Origin of the sequence: Prosthecodimorpha hirschii, assembly GCF_001305515.1 — a bacterium.
In the GTDB taxonomy this organism is placed as follows: domain Bacteria; phylum Pseudomonadota; class Alphaproteobacteria; order Rhizobiales; family Ancalomicrobiaceae; genus Prosthecodimorpha; species Prosthecodimorpha hirschii.
The window spans coordinates 5781734-5798161 of the sequence record NZ_LJYW01000001.1 but is presented as its reverse complement, the minus strand read 5'-3'; the positions used below and the strand labels follow the sequence as shown (position 1 = coordinate 5798161).

Here is a 16428-nt window from a genome sequence, read left to right as displayed (position 1 = left end):
ACGCCGTCTTCGCGTCGGGGGGCGCCGCCGCTCATGCCGAAAGCCATCGCGCCACGTCTTCCGGCTTGGGCAGGCCGCCGGCATGGACCACCGTGCCGTCCACGACGATGCCGGGGGTCGCGGCGATGCCGAAGCCCGCGATCGCGGCATAGTCGGTGACCTTCTCGACCGTAACGGCGACACCGAGCCGGGCGGCCTGATCGCGCACCATGTCTTCCGTCGCCTTGCAGCGGGCACAGCCCGGGCCGAGCACTTTCACGTCCTTCATGGCGATCTCCGTCTGCCTTAGCGGAACAGGGCGTTGAACAGGAAGCCGACGCCGAGGATGCCGGTGCCGACGACCGCGATGAACACCGCGATCAGCTTGCCGGTTAGGACCTTGCGCAGGATGATCATTTCGGGAAGCGACAGCGCGATCACCGCCATCATGAAGGCGAGAACGGTGCCGAGCGCGGCGCCCTTGCCGAGCAATGCCTCCACGACCGGGATGATCCCGGCGGCGTTGGAATATATCGGAACGCCCAGCAGCACGGCGGCCGGGACCGACCACCAACTGTCCCTGCCCATGATGGCGCCGAGCAGTTCGCTCGGCACATAGCCGTGAATGACCGCTCCGGCTGCGATGCCGGCGACGATCCAGATCCAGACCTTGCCGACGATCTCGCGGACGGCGTCGCGCCCGGCGCGGAGGCGGTCGACCACCGAAAGCTGCTCCTGCGGGATCGAGACGGCGGCCGCGCGCACGTTGCGGACCCATTCCTCGAGCCATCCTTCCAGATGGAGCCGGCCGATCACCCAGCCGGACACGATCGCCAGGGTGAGGCCGAAGGCGAGATAGGTCAGCGCGACCTGCCAGCCGAGCAGCGCGAACAGAAGCCCGAGCGCGACCTCGTTGACCATCGGGGCGGCGATCAGGAACGAGAAGGTGACGCCGAGAGGCACGCCGGCCGAGACGAAGCCGACGAACAGCGGCACGGCCGAACAGGAGCAGAAGGGCGTGAACACGCCGAGGACGGCGGCCGCCACATTGCCGAACCCTTCGGCTCGTCCGGCCAGCAGCGCCCGCGTCCGCTCCGGCGAGAAGAAGCTGCGCACAACCCCCATGCCGAACACGACCAGGGTCAGCAGCATCAGGACCTTGGGGGTGTCGTAGATGAAGAAGGTGACGGACTTGCCGAGATGGCTCTCGGCCTCGACCGGCAGATGCGCAACGGCCCATTCCGAGAACGGGACCAACTGCCGGTAGACCAGGAACCAGGCGAGCACGAACCCCGCCGTGCCGCCGAGCCAGACGGCGGGCGCCGCGCGCAGATCGGTTCGCGCACCCGGATCGGACCCCGTGCCTTGAAGGGCGTTCATGCGGCCTGCCTCGCCTCCCCGGAGGTCCAGACGGCGGCCTCCACGGTCGCCGCCCTCCGCGCCGGCCTCACGCCGAGGCGCGTGGGCGCCGCGAGCGCCGACCGCACCGAAACGAAAGCCGACAGGCGCGAAGGTCGGATCGCCCCCGAACATGCGCAAGAACGCATGAGCACGTAGCCCGTCCGCAGCCGGGGGCGCCGGCACACCCCGGCGCCGGCCGTCGCGGGTCCCCTGCCCCGGTTTCCGACCGCATTGCCACTGCCGCGCCGCCCGCCGCGCGGCTCGCGCCGGCGCGCTTGACACCCAGGCGTAAATTCGCAAGAATTCGGAAATTAATTTCCGATTATCGGAAAATAGGTGTCGCGAATGCACGAGTTCGACTTCGTGGTCGTCGGGGGCGGTTCGGCCGGATGCGTGGTCGCGGCCCGTCTCAGCGAGGATGCGAGCGTCGACACCTGCCTTCTGGAGGCCGGCCCGTCCGACTGGAATCCGCTCTACCGGGTGCCGATGCTGGCCGGGCGGCTCTACCGGGCGCGCCCGAACAACTGGTTCTACGAAACCGAGCCGCAGCCGCATCTCGACGGCCGGCGCATCTTCTGGCCGCGTGGGCGCATGCTGGGCGGCTCGTTCATCTTCAACGGCATGGTCTATATCCGCGGCAGCGCGGCCGATTTCGACGGCTGGGCGCAGCGGGGCAATCCCGGCTGGAGCCATGCCGACGTGCTGCCCGCCTTCCGCAAGTCGGAGGGCTTCGCCGGCCCGGCCGACCGGCATCACGGCACCGACGGCCCGCTGCCCGTCACCCCCGCGAGCCGCGCCTATGGCCTGTTCGACCGCTTCGTCGAGGCCGGCGTCGCGGCCGGCCACCCGCTCAACCGGGACTTCAACGGCGACCGCCAGGCCGGGGTCGGCTTCTATCATTTCAACATCCTGAACGGCCGCCGGCAGACCACCGCCACGACCTTCCTGGCGCCGGCCCGGCGGCGTCGAAACCTGACCGTCCGGCCGTCGGTCCGTGCCCTGCGCCTCGTCGTCGAGGGTGGACGGATCGCCGGCGTCGAGGTGCTTTCGGGCGGCCGCACCACGATCGTGCGCGCGCGCCGCGAGGTGATCCTGTGCGCCGGCGCCGTCAACACGCCGCAACTCCTGCTGTTGTCGGGGATCGGCCCGGCCGGACATCTGGCCTCGGTCGGCATCCGGACGCTGCACGACCTGCCGGGCGTCGGCGAAAACCTGCACGATCATCTCGACGTCGCTCCGGCCTTCGCCTGCCTGCAGCCGGTTTCGATGGTCGACAACCTGCGGCTCGACCGCTTCGCCCTGAACCTCCTGCGCTTCGCCGCCACCGGCACCGGGCCGGCCGGCGCCAGCCCGATCCAGGCGGGTGGCTTCTTCGCCTCGCGCGACGGCCTGGAGGCGCCGGACTTGCAGGCCTTCCTGCTGCCGATCGCGGCGACCAACGCCGCCCTCTGGATGCCGCTGCCCGGACGCCGGCGACCGACCGACACCTTCTCGATCCGGATCGGACCGATCCGGCCGCAGAGCCGCGGCCATCTGCGCCTGCGCAGCGCCGACCCGCTCGCCGCGCCGCTGATCCAGCCGAACTATCTGGCCGCGGAGGCCGACCTGACCGCGACCGTGGCGGGGGTGCGGCTGGTCCGCGACCTCGTCGCGGGTCCGGCCTTCGACGGCATCCGCGGGCCGGAACTGGCCCCGACGGCCGCGGCCCGGAGCGACGCCGAGATCGCCGCTTGGGTCCGGGCCACCGCATCGAGCGTCTATCACCCGGTCGGCACCGCCCGGATGGGACCGGATCCGATGGCCGTAGTCGATGCGCGGCTGAAGCTGCGCGGCCTCGACGGACTGCGCATCGCCGATGCCTCGGTGATGCCCGACATCGTCAGCGGCAACACCAACGCGGCCACGATCATGATCGGCGAACGCGCAGCCGCCTTCGCGCTCGCCGACGCGCGGACTTGAACCGGGATGCGCGCCATGCTCAGATATTTCGGAAATAATTTCTGGATATCGGAAATGAACGAGACATCCCCCCCGCGCCGCTCCGTCGGTCGTCCGCGCAAATCGGGCGACGCCGCCGTGCCCGATCGAGACCTCAGCCAGACGGTCCGCAAGGCCGTGTCGGTGCTGCAGGCCGTCTCCGCCGGCGAGGGCGGATCGACGCTGACCGACATCGCGCGCGCCCTCGACGTGTCGACGACCGTCTGCCACCGCCTGCTCGCCACGCTCGATCACGAGCAACTGGTCGAGCGCGAGCCGTCGACCGGCCGCTATCGGCTCGGCATGCGCTTCGTCGAGCTGGCCCGGCGGGCGCAGCGCCAGCATCCGATCAGCCTGTCGACCATCAACCTGATGCACCAGCTGTCGCAGGAGACCGACGACGTCATCCTGCTCATGGTCGAAAACCGCGGCGAGGCGCTGTGCGTCGACCGGGTCGAGGGCCGCGCGCCGGTGATCGTGGCCGGCTCGCAGATCGGCTCGCGCCTGCCGCTGCATTGCGGCGGCGCGCCGTTCGCGATCCTCGCCTTCTCGGACGACGCCTTCATCGACGAGGTGCTCAGCCGGCCGCTGACCAAGGCGACGCCGCGCACCACCATCGATCCGACCGCGATCCGCCAGAGAATCGCCGACACGCGCGCCCGCGGCTTCTCGATCGGCGACGAAGACCTGTTCGAATATGTGGTGGCGGTCGGCGCGCCGATCTTCGGTGCCGGCGGCCACATGCTCGGCGCCATCAGCGTGGGCGGCATCAAGCCGCGCTACGACGCGACCCGCGTCCTGGAGATCGGAGCCCGACTGCGTGACGCCGCGGCGGCACTGTCGGCCTCGCTCCGCGAAAAATCGTCTTTGGAGGGAGTTGGATGATGCGCAGATTGAGGATGCTGCTGGCTGCCTGCGCGGTGACCGCCGCGACCGCTTCGCCGAGTTTCGCCGACAAGGCGAGCAACAGCCTGAGATGGGCGAGCGTCTCGTCGATCACGGCGGTCGATCCCTACTACAACGCCCATCGCGAGGCGATGATCATCAACGGCCAGCTGATCTGGGACACGCTGATCTACCGCGATCCGGTCTCCGGCGAGTTCAAACCCCTGCTGGCCAAGTCCTGGAAATGGCTCGACGACGTGACGCTGCAGCTGTCGCTGCGCGACGACGTGAAGTTCCATGACGGCCGGGCCTTCAGCGCCGACGACGTCGTCTATACCATCAACTATGTCGTTGCCCCCGAGAACAAGATCAACGTTCCGAGCAACGTCAACTGGATGAAGAGCGCCGAGAAGATCGACGACCACACGGTCAAGATCCATCTGAAGGCGCCGTTCCCGCCGGCGCTGGAATATCTGGCCAGCCTGATCGCCATCCTGCCGAAGGACTTCTTCGGGCCGGGCGGCGTGGCGGGCGCGGGCGGCAAGGTCGTCGGCACCGGCCCCTACCGGCTGGTCAAGTTCACGCCCGGCACGTCGATCGAGGTCGAACTCACCGGCCAATACTTCAAGGACAGCCCGAAGGGGCAGTCGACCATCAAGTCGATCGTCTACCGGATGATCCCCGACCAGTCGACCCAGATGGCCGAACTGCTCAGCGGCGGGCTGGACTGGATCTGGTACGTGCCGCCGGATCAGGCCGGCCGCCTCGCCGCCACCGGGACTGCCAAGGTGGTGCCGGCCGAGACCATGCGGATCAGCTATCTCGCCTACAACACCCGCGAGATGGCCAAGCCGAACCCGCTGCGCGATCCGCGCGTCCGCCAGGCCTTGGCCCATGCGATCGACCGGGCAAAGCTGGTCGAATATGTCATCAGCGCCGGCTCCAGCGTCGTCAAGGCGCCCTGCTACCGGACCCAGTTCGGCTGCCGGCAGGATGTGGCGCAGTACGACTACGATCCGGCCAAGGCCAAGAAGCTGCTCGCCGAGGCCGGCGTCGCGCCGGGCACGACCCTCGAACTGGTCGCCTACCGCAATCGCGAATGGACCGAGTCGCTCGCCGGCTATCTCGATGCCGTCGGCATCAAGACCAACATCACCTTCCTGCAATATGCCGCCGCCCGCGAACGCGTGGTCAACAACACCGCGCATCTGTTCCTGGGCGACTGGGGCTCCTATTCGATCAACGACGTGTCGGCGATCCTGAACAACTTCTTCACGCTCGGCCCCGACGACATGGCGCAGGACAAGGACGTCTCCGGCTGGCTGAAGGCCGGTGCCGCCACCGTCGACACGGCCGTGCGCAAGACCAATTACGACCAGGCGGTCGCACGCATCGCCGAGCAGCTCTACTGGTTCCCGCTCTGGGTCCATCCGGTGGTCTACGCCCACGCCAAGGATCTCGAATTCCAGAGCTTCCCCGACGAAAACCCGCGCTTCTTCCTGTCGCGCTGGAAGTAACCGCCGAGGATCCGGCCGATGCTGTCCTATGCGTTGCGACGTCTGATCATCGGCGTCCTGGTGATGTTCGTCGTCTCGGGCATCACCTTCACGCTGACCAATGCGGCGATCGACCCGGCCCGGGCGATCGCCGGCGAGGGCGCGACGTCCGACGATGTCGAGGCGATCCGCAAGTCCTACGGCTTCGACCGTCCGCTGGCGGCGCGCTACGTCGCCTGGCTGGGTCAGGCGCTGCAGGGCGATCTCGGCTCGTCCTACCGGCAGCGCCGCCCCGTGGTCGACGTGATCATGGAGCGGCTGCCGGTGACGCTGAAGCTCGGCGGACTGGCGCTCGCCTTCGCGCTGGTCCTCTCGATCCCGCTCGCCATCGCGGCGGCGCTGCGGCCGAATTCCTGGATCGACCGGATCGCGCTCCTGTTCGCGCTGTTCGGCCAGGCGATGCCGACCTTCTGGTTCGCACTGCTCGGCATCGTCGTGTTCAGCGTCAACCTGCGCTGGCTGCCGGCATCCGGCTCGGGGACGACGGCGCATTTCATCCTGCCCGCGATCGCGCTCGGCTACTACGCCGCGCCGACGCTGATGCGACTGATGCGCGCCGGCATGATCGACGTGCTCGCTTCCGACTATATCCGCACCGCCCGCGCCAAGGGCCTGTCGGAGGCGCGCGTCGTCCTGAAGCACGCCCTGCGCAACGCGGTCCTGCCGGTGGTCTCGGTCGCGGCGGTCCAGTTCGGCTTCATGCTCGGCGGCTCGGTGGTCATCGAGACCATCTTCGCCATGCAGGGCGTCGGCTACCTGGCCTGGGAATCCATCTCGCTGTCCGACCTGCCCGTGACCCAGGCGATCGTGCTGATGATCTCGCTCATCTACATCGTGCTCACCCTGTCGGCGGACCTGCTCAACGCCTGGCTCGACCCCCGCATCCGGATCGGCTGACATGACCGCCACCATCACCGGCCCCACCGACGCCGTCGCCGCACGCCGATGGCGCCTGCCCGCCGCCCTGCGCCACGGCAGCCTCGTCATCGGCGGGACGATCCTGCTCCTGATCGTCGCCGCCGCCCTGTTCGCGCCGCTGATCACCTGGCACGACCCCTATGCGCAGAACATCGTCGCGCGGCGGGTGCCGCCGATCTGGTACGGCTGGTTCTGGGACCATCCCAAGGCGACCTGGACGCATCCGCTCGGCACCGACAAGCTCGGCCGGGATTATTGGACCCGCCTCGTCTACGGCGCCCGCATCTCGCTTCTGATCGGAACGGCGACGACGATCATGTCCGGGCTGATCGGCACCACGCTCGGCATGGCCGCCGGCTATTTCGGCCGCAAGGTCGATCTCGTCGTGTCGTTCCTGGTCACCACGCGGCTGGCCATGCCGGTCGTCCTGGTCGCACTCGCGGTCGTCGCCAAGCAGGGCAGTTCGCTCGTGGTCGTGATCCTGGTGCTCGGCTCCCTGCTGTGGGACCGCTTCGCCGTGGTGATGCGCTCGGTGACCCAGCAGGCCCGCTCGCGCGACTACGTCACCGCGGCCCAGGCGCTCGGCTGCTCGACGCCGCGCATCCTGATCGGCGAGATCCTGCCCAACGTCGCCAACCCGCTGATCGTCATCGCGACGGTGGAGATGGCCAACGCGATCCTGTTCGAGGCGGCGCTCTCCTTCCTCGGCCTCGGCGTGCAGCCGCCGCTGCCGAGCTGGGGGCTGATGCTGGCCGAGGCCAAGGAGGACATCTTCTTCTCGCCCTGGATGATCACCATTCCGGGCCTCGGCCTGTTCGCGCTGATCCTGGCCATCAACCTGGTCGGCGACGGCCTGCGCGACGCCTCGGTCTCCAGGGGGCGGGCATGACGGCGCTGCTCGAGGTCGACGATCTGCATGTCCGCATCCCGACGCCGGCCGGCGAACTGCATGCCGTGCGCGGCATCTCGCTCTCCGTCCGCCGCGGCGAGACGCTGTGCATCGTGGGCGAGTCCGGTTGCGGCAAGTCGCTGACATCGCTGGCGATCATGGGCCTTCTGCCGCGCGAGGCGCGACGCAGCGCGGCCCGGCTCGCCTTCGACGGCGTCGACCTGGCGGGCGGTTCGCGGCGCGCGATCGCGGGCCTGCGCGGCAACCGCATGGCGATGATCTTCCAGGACCCGATGACCAGCCTGAACCCGGCCTTCACCATCGGCGACCAACTGGTCGAGACGATGCTGGCCCATCGCAAGGTCGGGCGGGCGGCGGCCGTCGATCGCGCCGTCCATCTCCTGGAGCGCGTCGGCATCGCGGCCGCCGCGGCCCGGCTCGGCCAGTATCCGCACCAGCTGTCCGGCGGCCTGCGCCAGCGCGTCATGATCGCCATGGCGCTGATGTGCGGCCCGGACCTGATCATCGCCGACGAACCGACCACCGCGCTCGATGTCACCATCCAGGCCCAGATCCTGCGCCTGCTGCGCGACCTGCAGGCCGAACTCGGCATCGCCATCCTGCTGATCACCCACGATCTCGGCGTCGTCGCCCGGGTCGCCGACCGGATCGGCGTCATGTATGCCGGCGAGATGGTCGAGGAAGGCGCGGTCGGCGCGGTCTTCGAACGGCCGTCGCATCCCTATACGCGCGCGCTGCTCGGCTGCATCCCGATCCCCGGTCGGACGCCGCGGCGCAGTCCGCTCGGCGCGATTCCCGGCATCGTGCCGAGCCTCGTCGGCACGATCCAAGGCTGTGCCTTCGCTGGCCGCTGCACGCATGCCCACGAGGCCTGCGCCGGTACCATCCCGGTCCGCACCCTCGGCGCCGGCCACCGCTCCCGATGCACGCTCGCGCCGGACACTTTCGAAGCCGCCGCCCGGACGGCAAGCCTGGGGGCGATCGGACGATGAGCGGCGAACCTCCCGTGCTCGAGGCGCGCGGCGTCTCGCATGCCTTCTCGGTCGGCGGCGGCCTGTTCCGCCCGGCCAAGGCGCTGAAGGCGGTCGACGGCATCGACCTGACCCTGCGCAAGGGCGAGATCCTCGGTCTGGTCGGCGAGTCCGGCTGCGGCAAGACCACCTTCGCCCGCATCCTGCTCGGGCTGCAGCAGCCGTCGGCGGGCGAGATCCTGGTCAATGGCGTGCCCGTCGGCAGCCTGTCGGTCGCCGAGCGCGCCCGCCGCATCCAGCCGGTGTTCCAGGACCCCTATTCGTCGCTCAATCCGCAGAAGGCGATCGGCGCGATCATCGGCCAGCCGCTGCGGGTGCACCGGCTCGCCGACCGGGCCGGCACAAGGCGCGCGGTGGCCGAGATGATGGACCTGGTCGGGCTGCCGGCCCGGCTCGCCGAGGCGCGGCCGAGCCAGCTCTCCGGCGGCCAGCGCCAGAGGGTCGCGATCGCACGCGCGCTGATCATGCGCCCGCCGATCGTGATCTGCGACGAGCCGACCTCGGCGCTCGACGTCTCGGTGCAGTCGCAGATCCTGAACCTGCTCCTGTCGCTGCAGAGCGAGTTGGGGCTGACCTATCTGCTGATCAGCCACAACATGGCGGTGGTCGAGCATGTCGCCAACCGGGTGGCGGTGATGTATCTCGGCCGCATCGTCGAGGAGGCGGAGACCAGTCGTCTGTTCGCGGCCCCCGGACATCCCTATACGCGCGCCCTGATGGCCTCCGTGCTGACCCCGGAGCCGGGCCGCGGCATCCCCGACATGCATCTAGGCGGCGGCTTTCCGGACCCGACCGAACGCCCGGCCGGCTGCGGCTTCCATCCGCGCTGCGAAATGCGCCTGCCGCGCTGCGCGTCGGTCGTCCCGCCCTTCCACCAGGTCGACGGCGACCGCGTCGCCTGCCACCTGCACGACCCCATCTCGACAGACTGACAGCATCGGAGGAAATCGTGTCCTACTCCAACGGGATGATCTGCGCCCCGCAGCCCGAGGCCGTGGAGGCCGGCGCCGACGTGATGCGCGCCGGCGGCAATGCGGTCGACGGCGCGATCGCCTGCGCGCTGGTGCAGACCGTGGTCGACCCTCTCATGTGCGGCATCGCCGGCTTCGGCAGCCTGGGCATCTTCATGCCGGAGCGGGGCTTCCACGGTTATATCGACTTCCACTCGCCGGCGCCCGGCGCGGCGCGGCCCGACATGTGGGCCGACCTGATCGAGGGCGAGGCGCGCGACGGCTACGGCTTCATCCTCAAGGGCAACGTCAACGACATCGGCTACCAGTCGATCTGCGTGCCCGGCACGCTCGCCGCGCTCTACGAGGCGCAGCGCGAATTCGGACGCCTCCCCTGGTCGGAGGTCGTGCAGCCGGCCATCCATTGGGCCGAAGGTGGATGGACCGTCCGGCGCCACGTCCACGGCTTCTGGTCCGATCCCGGCCAAATGGGCCGCGTCCCCAATCCCCGCCGCATCTCCGAGACGCCGGCGGCCCGCGCGCTCTACTGCCGCGCCGACGGAACCCCGAAGGCGGTCGGCGAGCGGGTCGTCAACCGCGACTATGCGACCGTGCTGCACCTGATCGCCCGCGACGGCGCCGACGTCTTCTACCGCGGCGAGATCGCCGACCGCATCGACGAGGACATGCGCGCCCATGGCGGGCTCCTGTCGAAGAGCGATCTCGACGGCTTCCGGCCGGTCCGCGCCGCGCCGCTTTGGGGCGCCTATCGCGGTCTGCGGCTGGCCACCAACGCGCCGCCCGGCGGCGGCATCATGCTGGTCGAGATGCTCAACGTGCTGGAGCATTTCGACCTCGCCGCGATGGGGCACAATTCGACCGAATATCTGCGCGTGGTCGCCGAGGCCATGAAGCACGCCACCGTCGACAAGGACCGCCATGTCGGCGACCCGGCCTTCGTCGATATCCCGGTGGAACGCCTGACCGGCGCGGCCCACGCCGCCGCGGCGGCCGCCCGCATCCGCGCCGGCGAGAAGACCGCGGTGCCGCGCTTCAATGCCGGCACGCCGACCAAGGACACCACCCACATCTCGGTGGTCGACCGCGACGGCACCTGCGTGACCATGACCCACTCGCTCGGCATGCCGTCCGGCGTGGTCACCGAGGGTCTCGGCTTCCTCTATAACGGCTGCATGGGCGTGTTCGATCCGCGGCCGGGCCATGCCGGCTCGATCGCGCCCGGCAAGGCGCGGTTCAGCTCGATCTGCCCCTCGATCCTGTTCCGCGGCGACGATCCGGCGCTGGTCGTCGGCGCCCCGGGGGCGACCCAGATCGCCATGGGCGTGCTGCAGGCGATCCTCAACGTGGTCGATTTCGACATGACCATGACCGAGGCCGTCTCGGCGCCGCGCTTCTCCGCGACCAGCAACGCGATCGACGTGTCGAACCGCATCCCCTACGCGGTCGAACGCGACCTGACGGCGCTCGGCTACGACGTCATCCGCAACCCCTTCCCGTTCGGCTTTGCGGCCGTCCACGGCATCCGCATCGATGACGGCCATCTCGATGGCGGCGCCGATCCCGGCCATGACGGGGTCGCGATGCGCATCTGACCGACGAACCGTCCGGCTCTCCCGGCTCAGCCGAGATGCGCCGCGGCACCCACCAGGCGGCCCGGCGGGCCGTCCGGGGCGTCCGAGCCGTCCGGGGCGAAGCCCGGTCACGGACTTTTGTATCGTCCGATACAAAACGAACCGACACTATCGCGTCCGACGGCGGGCGCGGTGCTTCGCCGCGATCTGCGCCGGAGCGTCCCGTGTCCCGCCCTCGAAGCTTCGACGAGACCGATGTCCTGGAGGCGGCGATCGACTGCTTCTGGGCACGCGGTCTCGAGGCGACGTCGGTGCGCGACCTCGCCGGCCGCATGGGGATCAACGGACCGAGCCTCTACAACGCCTTCGGCGACAAGCGCTCGCTGTTCATGCGGGCACTGGAGCACTATGCCGTCCGCTCGATGCGCGAGCGGATCGGCCGGATGGAGCGGCTGCCGGACCCGAAAGCCGCGATCGCCGCCTTCTTCGGCGAATTGATTTCCGCCTCGCTGGCCGACCCGGACCGGCGCGGCTGCCTGATCGTCAACACCGCGCTCGAAGTCGCGCCGCACGATCCTGAAATCGCGATCCTGATCGCCGCCTATCTCGACGAAATCGAAGCCTTCTTCCGCCGCGCGCTGGTCCGGGCCGCCGCCGGCGGCGACCTTGCGCCGTCCGTCGAGCCGACCGACATGGCCCGGCTTCTGCTCGGTCTGGTCATCGCGGTGCGCGTGATGGCGCGGACCGTCTCGGACCGAAGCCGTCTCGACGGCATGGTACGTCCGATCCTTGCCTTGATCCAGGCGCGGCCCGACATCCGCACGCCGGCCTGATGTCCTCAAACGGGTGAAACCATGATCGATCTCTACTATTGGACCACGCCGAACGGCCACAAGATCACGATGTTCCTCGAAGAGACCGGCCTGCCCTACCGCATCGTGCCGGTGAATATAGCCGCCGGCGCGCAGTTCGAGGCGGCCTTCCTCGAGATCGCACCGAACAACCGCATTCCGGCGATCGTCGACGACGAACCGGCCGAGGCCGGCGCCCCGGTCGCGATGTTCGAATCCGGCGCGATCCTGCTCTATCTCGCCGAGAAGACCGGGCAGTTCATCCCGGCCGACCTGCGCGGCCGGCTCGAGGTGCGCCAATGGCTGTTCTGGCAGATGGCGGGCCTCGGTCCGATGGCCGGCCAGAACCACCACTTCAAGATCTACGCGCCCGAGCCGATCCCCTATGCGATCGATCGCTACGTCAAGGAGACCAACCGGCTCTACGGCGTCCTGAACCGGCGGCTCGCCGACCGCGCCTTCGTCGCCGGAGACTACTCGATCGCCGACATGGCCTGCTATCCCTGGATCGTGCCGCACGAACGGCAGGGCCAGAATCTCGACGACTTCCCCCATCTCCGCCGCTGGTTCGGCGAGATCGCGGCGCGGCCCGCGACGATCCGCGCCTACGAACTGGCGAAGAGCATCAACACGCAGCCGGCCACGACCGACGCCGCCAAGAAGGTCCTGTTCGGCCAGACCGCCGCATCCGTAGCGCCGCGCTGATGCCGGCCGGCGCCTCCCCAACCGCCCGCCGCCTCGGTCGGGCCCGGCGATGACGCAGGGCCCGACCGGATCGCCCCGCATGCCGGGCCTCGGTCTGGGGCATGCCTGCGGCCTCGTCATGGCCGTCGGCGCGTCGCTGGCCTTCGCCACGGCGCGCGCCGGCATTCTCGGCGGGCTGGCGCCGGACGATCTGATCTTCGCCCGCTTTCTCGTCGCCGGTCTGGTCATGCTGCCGTTCCTGCTGCACTGGGGCCTGCCGGATCTCGCCGGCATCGGCTGGCGCCGGGGCTGCATCCTGGCGCTGACCGGGGGACCGCTCTTCGCGATCCTGCAGACCGGCGGCTATGCCTTTGCGCCCCTGGCGCATGGCGCGGTGATCGCGCCCTCGACGGTGACGATCGTCAGCACGATCGCCGCCGGCCTGTTCCTCGGCGAGCGGCTGACCCGCGCCCATCTGTCGGGCGCCGCGCTGGTGCTCGCCGGCATCCTGCTGATCGGCTGGCACGGCATCGCCGCCGACAACGGCATGCCGGCATCCTGGATCGGCGATCTCATGTTCGGCGCGTCGAGCCTGCTCTGGGCGACGTTCACGCTCCTGCTCAGGGCGTGGCGGGTCGAGGCGGCCCGCGCGACGGCGGTGGTCAGCGTGATGTCCTGCGTGCTGGCGAGCCCGATCTATCTTGCCGTGCGCGGCATCGACCATCTGGCCGCCCTGCCGGTCGGACCGATCGTCGTGCAGGGCCTGACCCAGGGGCTGATCCAGGGCGTGATCACCATCATGGCCTACAGCAAGGCGGTCGCGCTGCTCGGCGTCAGCCGTGCCGTCCTGTTCCCGGCGATCGTTCCCGCGGTCTCGGTCGTGATCGGGATTCCGCTCGTCGGCGAGATCCCCGACGCGGTTCAGATCGCCGGCATCCTGACCGTCAGCGTCGGATTGCTCACCGCGGTCGGCGTCCTGGGTCTGCCGGCGACGCCGCCGCGCGCGGCCACCGGCGGCCCGCCGCCCCTGTCGCCTCCCGCATCGCTTCACAACCCGGCCCCAAAGCCGGCCGGTCCTTCAGAGGAAACGCCATGATCAAGTTCTACTTCAACGGCTCGCCCAACCCGACCAAGGTCGCCCTGTTTCTGGAAGAGACCGGCCTCGCCTACGAGGCGCATGCGGTCGACACCCGCATGGGCCAGCAGTTCGAGCCCGCCTTTCTGGCGATCAATCCGAACGGCAAGGTCCCGGCCATCGTGGACGGCGACGCCATCGTCTTCGACAGCAATGCCATCCTGCTCTATCTGGCCGAGAAGACCGGACAATTCCTGCCGGCCGAGGGTCCGGTGCTGCGCGCCGAACTGCTGTCCTGGCTGATGTTCGTGGCGACCGGCGTCGGCCCCTTCTCGGGCCAGGCCGTGCATTTCAAGCATTTCGCGCCCGAGCCGGTTCCCTATGCCCACGAGCGCTACCAGTTCGAGGCGCGCCGGCACTTCACCGTCCTCGACGGGCGCCTCGCCGATCGGCGCTACATGGTCGGGGATGCCTACAGCATCGTCGACATGGATGTCTGGGGCTGGGCCCGGATGGTCCCCTTCATCCTCGGCGAGGACGCCTGGGCGAGCCTGCCCCATCTCAAGCGCCTGCACGACGAGATCGACGCGCGACCGGCAGCCGGCCGGGCCAAGGCGCTGAAGGACCGCTTCGCGTTCAAGCAGACGATGGATGCCGAAGCCCGGGGCCACATGTTCAAGCATCTGAAGCCGGCTGCGTGACCGCCGCCCCCTGAAAGGAAGGCGGCGCAGCATCCGATCGTCCGCCGCAAAACGAAACGGGGCGCTCGAAGGCGCCCCGCTCAATCCGTTACGGGATCATCCGATCCCGAGGCCCTGGATCAGGGCTTGACCTTGACCACGACGGCCGGCTTCTTGACGACGACGACCGGACGCGGCTTGACGACCACGACCGGAGCCGGGGCGACGACGATCGGACGCGGCTTCACGACGACCGGCGCGACGCAGGTATAGCCGTTGAAGGTCCAGCCGACGGCGCAGGCCGGCTCCCAGGCCGGACGGACGACGTAGCCGGCGCGCGGCGCCTTGACGCAATGCTTGCCGTTGGCGTTGCAGTACCAGGCCACGGTCTCGGCGCGCGGAGCGCTCTCAGCACCGGCGATCTTGGCGATCGGCAGAGCGGAAGCGGGCGCAGCCGCGAACACGGCACCGAAAGCGAGGCCGGCAGCGATAACCAGAGACTTCATAATTCCCCCTCCTTGGAAAGGATCCGAGTACCCCCTCCATCTGGGTTTACCGGATAGCCCAACGGAGTCAACGCTCCAAAGGGGCGAAAAGCGGACAGGGTTGACGGCCGTGACGTTCCGGCATCGGCCGGCCACACCGTGCAGCCCGGCCCCGCAATTCTGATAGATTGACGGTTGTGTTGCCGGTCCGACATGTTTCGGTTGTAGCTTTGAGATCTCTCATTTGAGGTCTCTCATTGGAGTGAAGGCGCGTTCATGTCCTTATCCGTTCGCAGACTGTCTGCTGCCGCCATGTCGATCGTGTTCGGCCTGTCGGCGTTTCCGGCCGGACCCGCTTTGGGCGTGGAGGCCAGGTCCGGTCAGGAGACCGCGGTACACGCCTTCTATGTCGTCCACAGCGACTGCTCCGGCGGCGGCGGCCAGAGGGTCGCAATCCGGACGCCGCCGGCCCACGGCTCCGCACGCGTTGCGCTGGTCGCCTATCGAATTTCCGAAGGCAGGCGCTGCGCCGGCAACACCGTCAAGGCGGCCGTTCTCTACTACCGTCCGAATGCCGGGTTCCGCGGCACCGACACGATCGTGATCGAGACGATCTACGCGCGCTTCCCGACCCAGCCCGTCAGCGATGTCTACGCTTCCGAAACGATTTCGGTATCCGTCCGCTGATCGCCACACGCCACCGCGCCGGTGTCAATCCGCAGGCTGATCGCCGCCCCACGTCCCTTCGAAAGGCCCTCGCATGCCAACGCCGAACATCCTTGCATCCCTGACTTTTGCCGCAGCGATCCTGCTGCCCTGCACGGCCATGGGCATCGAGGTCCGCTCCGGACAGGACACCGCCGTGAAGGCCTATTACGTCGTCCGCAGCGACTGCACCGGCGCCGGCGCTCACCAGGTCTCCATCAGGACCCCGCCGGCCAATGGCACTGCGCGTCTCGCCCGGATCACCTGGACCATCGAAAAGGGCGACGCCTGCGCCGGCGAGAAGACCAAGGCGACGGTGCTCTACTACCGCTCGCGGCCGGGTTTCCGTGGCACCGATACGATCACCGTCCAGACCATCCATCAGCTCTATATGGAGGACCCGGTCAGCGACGTGACCAGCACCTACACGGTCACAATCGAGGTGAAGTAGGCGGACGTTGAATCGGACGCCGGACGCAGGGATGCGAACCGCGTGCCAGCGGGGTTCGCAAAACCAAAAATAACCCCTCGGAATCAGAGGGAAATGGTGGGCGGTGAGGGGATCGAACCCCCGACCAACGGCGTGTAAAACCGTCGCTCTACCGCTGAGCTAACCGCCCGACCCCGGCCCGTCGGCCGGATTGCGGCGCAAGCAATAGCCTCGCGTCGTGGTTCGGCGCAAGCGGCACGGCATTGGCCGCACCAATCATCCCGGTACATCGACACCTGGCCGGCGGCCGGGCGGTCCG

Annotated in this window: 17 protein-coding genes and 1 tRNA gene; 14 read left to right on the top strand and 4 right to left on the bottom strand. The window is 69.0% G+C overall.

What is annotated here, in order from left to right; all coding sequences use genetic code 11:
• Positions 1 to 31: 31 nt before the first annotated feature.
• Positions 32 to 268 carry a thioredoxin family protein gene (locus tag ABB55_RS25430; protein WP_054361326.1) on the bottom strand — a complete coding sequence of 79 codons (237 nt, stop codon included), beginning with the start codon at positions 266 to 268 and terminating at the stop codon, positions 32 to 34.
• Between the two features lie 17 nt (positions 269 to 285).
• Positions 286 to 1359, bottom strand: a complete 1074-nt coding sequence (locus ABB55_RS25425; protein ID WP_083463941.1) for a permease — start codon at positions 1357 to 1359, stop codon at positions 286 to 288.
• A gap of 366 nt (positions 1360 to 1725) precedes the next feature.
• Here ABB55_RS25425 and ABB55_RS25415 point away from each other — a divergent pair, with 366 nt between their 5' ends.
• The 12 genes from ABB55_RS25415 (at position 1726) to ABB55_RS25360 (ending at position 14510) form a co-directional block, all read left to right on the top strand.
• On the top strand, positions 1726 to 3339 hold the full coding sequence (locus ABB55_RS25415) for a GMC family oxidoreductase (protein WP_244472123.1): 1614 nt from the start codon (positions 1726 to 1728) through the stop codon (positions 3337 to 3339).
• A 54-nt stretch (positions 3340 to 3393) separates the two neighbouring features.
• The gene (locus ABB55_RS25410; protein ID WP_054361323.1) at positions 3394 to 4242 is read left to right on the top strand and encodes an IclR family transcriptional regulator; all 849 of its coding nucleotides are present in this window, start codon (positions 3394 to 3396) and stop codon (positions 4240 to 4242) included.
• Complete coding sequence (locus ABB55_RS25405) at positions 4239 to 5759, top strand: ABC transporter substrate-binding protein (RefSeq protein WP_083463939.1); 1521 nt, start codon at positions 4239 to 4241, stop codon at positions 5757 to 5759. The genes ABB55_RS25410 and ABB55_RS25405 overlap by 4 nt, the downstream gene beginning before the upstream one ends.
• Before the next feature lie 18 nt (positions 5760 to 5777).
• Positions 5778 to 6695: an ABC transporter permease gene (locus ABB55_RS25400; protein WP_054361321.1), complete on the top strand. Its 918-nt coding sequence runs from the start codon at positions 5778 to 5780 to the stop codon at positions 6693 to 6695.
• Between the two features lies 1 nt (position 6696).
• Complete coding sequence (locus ABB55_RS25395; protein WP_054361320.1) at positions 6697 to 7605, top strand: ABC transporter permease; 909 nt, start codon at positions 6697 to 6699, stop codon at positions 7603 to 7605.
• The gene (locus tag ABB55_RS25390; protein ID WP_054361319.1) at positions 7602 to 8618 is read left to right on the top strand and encodes an ABC transporter ATP-binding protein; all 1017 of its coding nucleotides are present in this window, start codon (positions 7602 to 7604) and stop codon (positions 8616 to 8618) included. The genes ABB55_RS25395 and ABB55_RS25390 overlap by 4 nt, the downstream gene beginning before the upstream one ends.
• Positions 8615 to 9589, top strand: a complete 975-nt coding sequence (locus ABB55_RS25385; protein WP_054361318.1) for an ABC transporter ATP-binding protein — start codon at positions 8615 to 8617, stop codon at positions 9587 to 9589. Before ABB55_RS25390 ends, ABB55_RS25385 begins: the two co-directional genes overlap by 4 nt.
• A 17-nt stretch (positions 9590 to 9606) precedes the next feature.
• Positions 9607 to 11220, top strand: a complete 1614-nt coding sequence (locus ABB55_RS25380; protein ID WP_244472122.1) for a gamma-glutamyltransferase family protein — start codon at positions 9607 to 9609, stop codon at positions 11218 to 11220.
• Between the two features lie 203 nt (positions 11221 to 11423).
• Positions 11424 to 12032 (top strand): TetR/AcrR family transcriptional regulator, encoded by a 609-nt coding sequence (locus ABB55_RS25375; protein WP_054361316.1) that lies wholly within the window; start codon positions 11424 to 11426, stop codon positions 12030 to 12032.
• 21 nt (positions 12033 to 12053) lie between these two features.
• Positions 12054 to 12755 carry a glutathione S-transferase N-terminal domain-containing protein gene (locus ABB55_RS25370; RefSeq protein ID WP_054361315.1) on the top strand — a complete coding sequence of 234 codons (702 nt, stop codon included), beginning with the start codon at positions 12054 to 12056 and terminating at the stop codon, positions 12753 to 12755.
• Positions 12756 to 12834: 79 nt separating this feature from the next.
• A complete protein-coding gene (locus ABB55_RS25365) occupies positions 12835 to 13830 on the top strand; it encodes a DMT family transporter (RefSeq protein WP_054361314.1) in 996 nt (331 codons plus the stop codon).
• Positions 13827 to 14510 carry a glutathione S-transferase family protein gene (locus ABB55_RS25360; protein WP_054361313.1) on the top strand — a complete coding sequence of 228 codons (684 nt, stop codon included), beginning with the start codon at positions 13827 to 13829 and terminating at the stop codon, positions 14508 to 14510. Before ABB55_RS25365 ends, ABB55_RS25360 begins: the two co-directional genes overlap by 4 nt.
• Before the next feature lie 119 nt (positions 14511 to 14629).
• Here ABB55_RS25360 and ABB55_RS25355 read toward each other — a convergent pair whose 3' ends face one another.
• Positions 14630 to 14995, bottom strand: a complete 366-nt coding sequence (locus ABB55_RS25355; protein WP_054361312.1) for a hypothetical protein — start codon at positions 14993 to 14995, stop codon at positions 14630 to 14632.
• A gap of 255 nt (positions 14996 to 15250) precedes the next feature.
• Here ABB55_RS25355 and ABB55_RS25350 point away from each other — a divergent pair, with 255 nt between their 5' ends.
• A complete protein-coding gene (locus ABB55_RS25350) occupies positions 15251 to 15661 on the top strand; it encodes a hypothetical protein (protein WP_152982185.1) in 411 nt (136 codons plus the stop codon).
• A 73-nt stretch (positions 15662 to 15734) separates the two neighbouring features.
• Entirely contained in the window at positions 15735 to 16130 is a 396-nt protein-coding gene (locus ABB55_RS25345; protein WP_054361310.1) for a hypothetical protein, read from the top strand.
• A 94-nt stretch (positions 16131 to 16224) separates the two neighbouring features.
• On the opposite strand, the gene ABB55_RS25340 is transcribed toward ABB55_RS25345, so the two are convergent.
• A tRNA-Val gene (locus ABB55_RS25340) sits at positions 16225 to 16299 on the bottom strand.
• Positions 16300 to 16428: the final 129 nt, after the last annotated feature.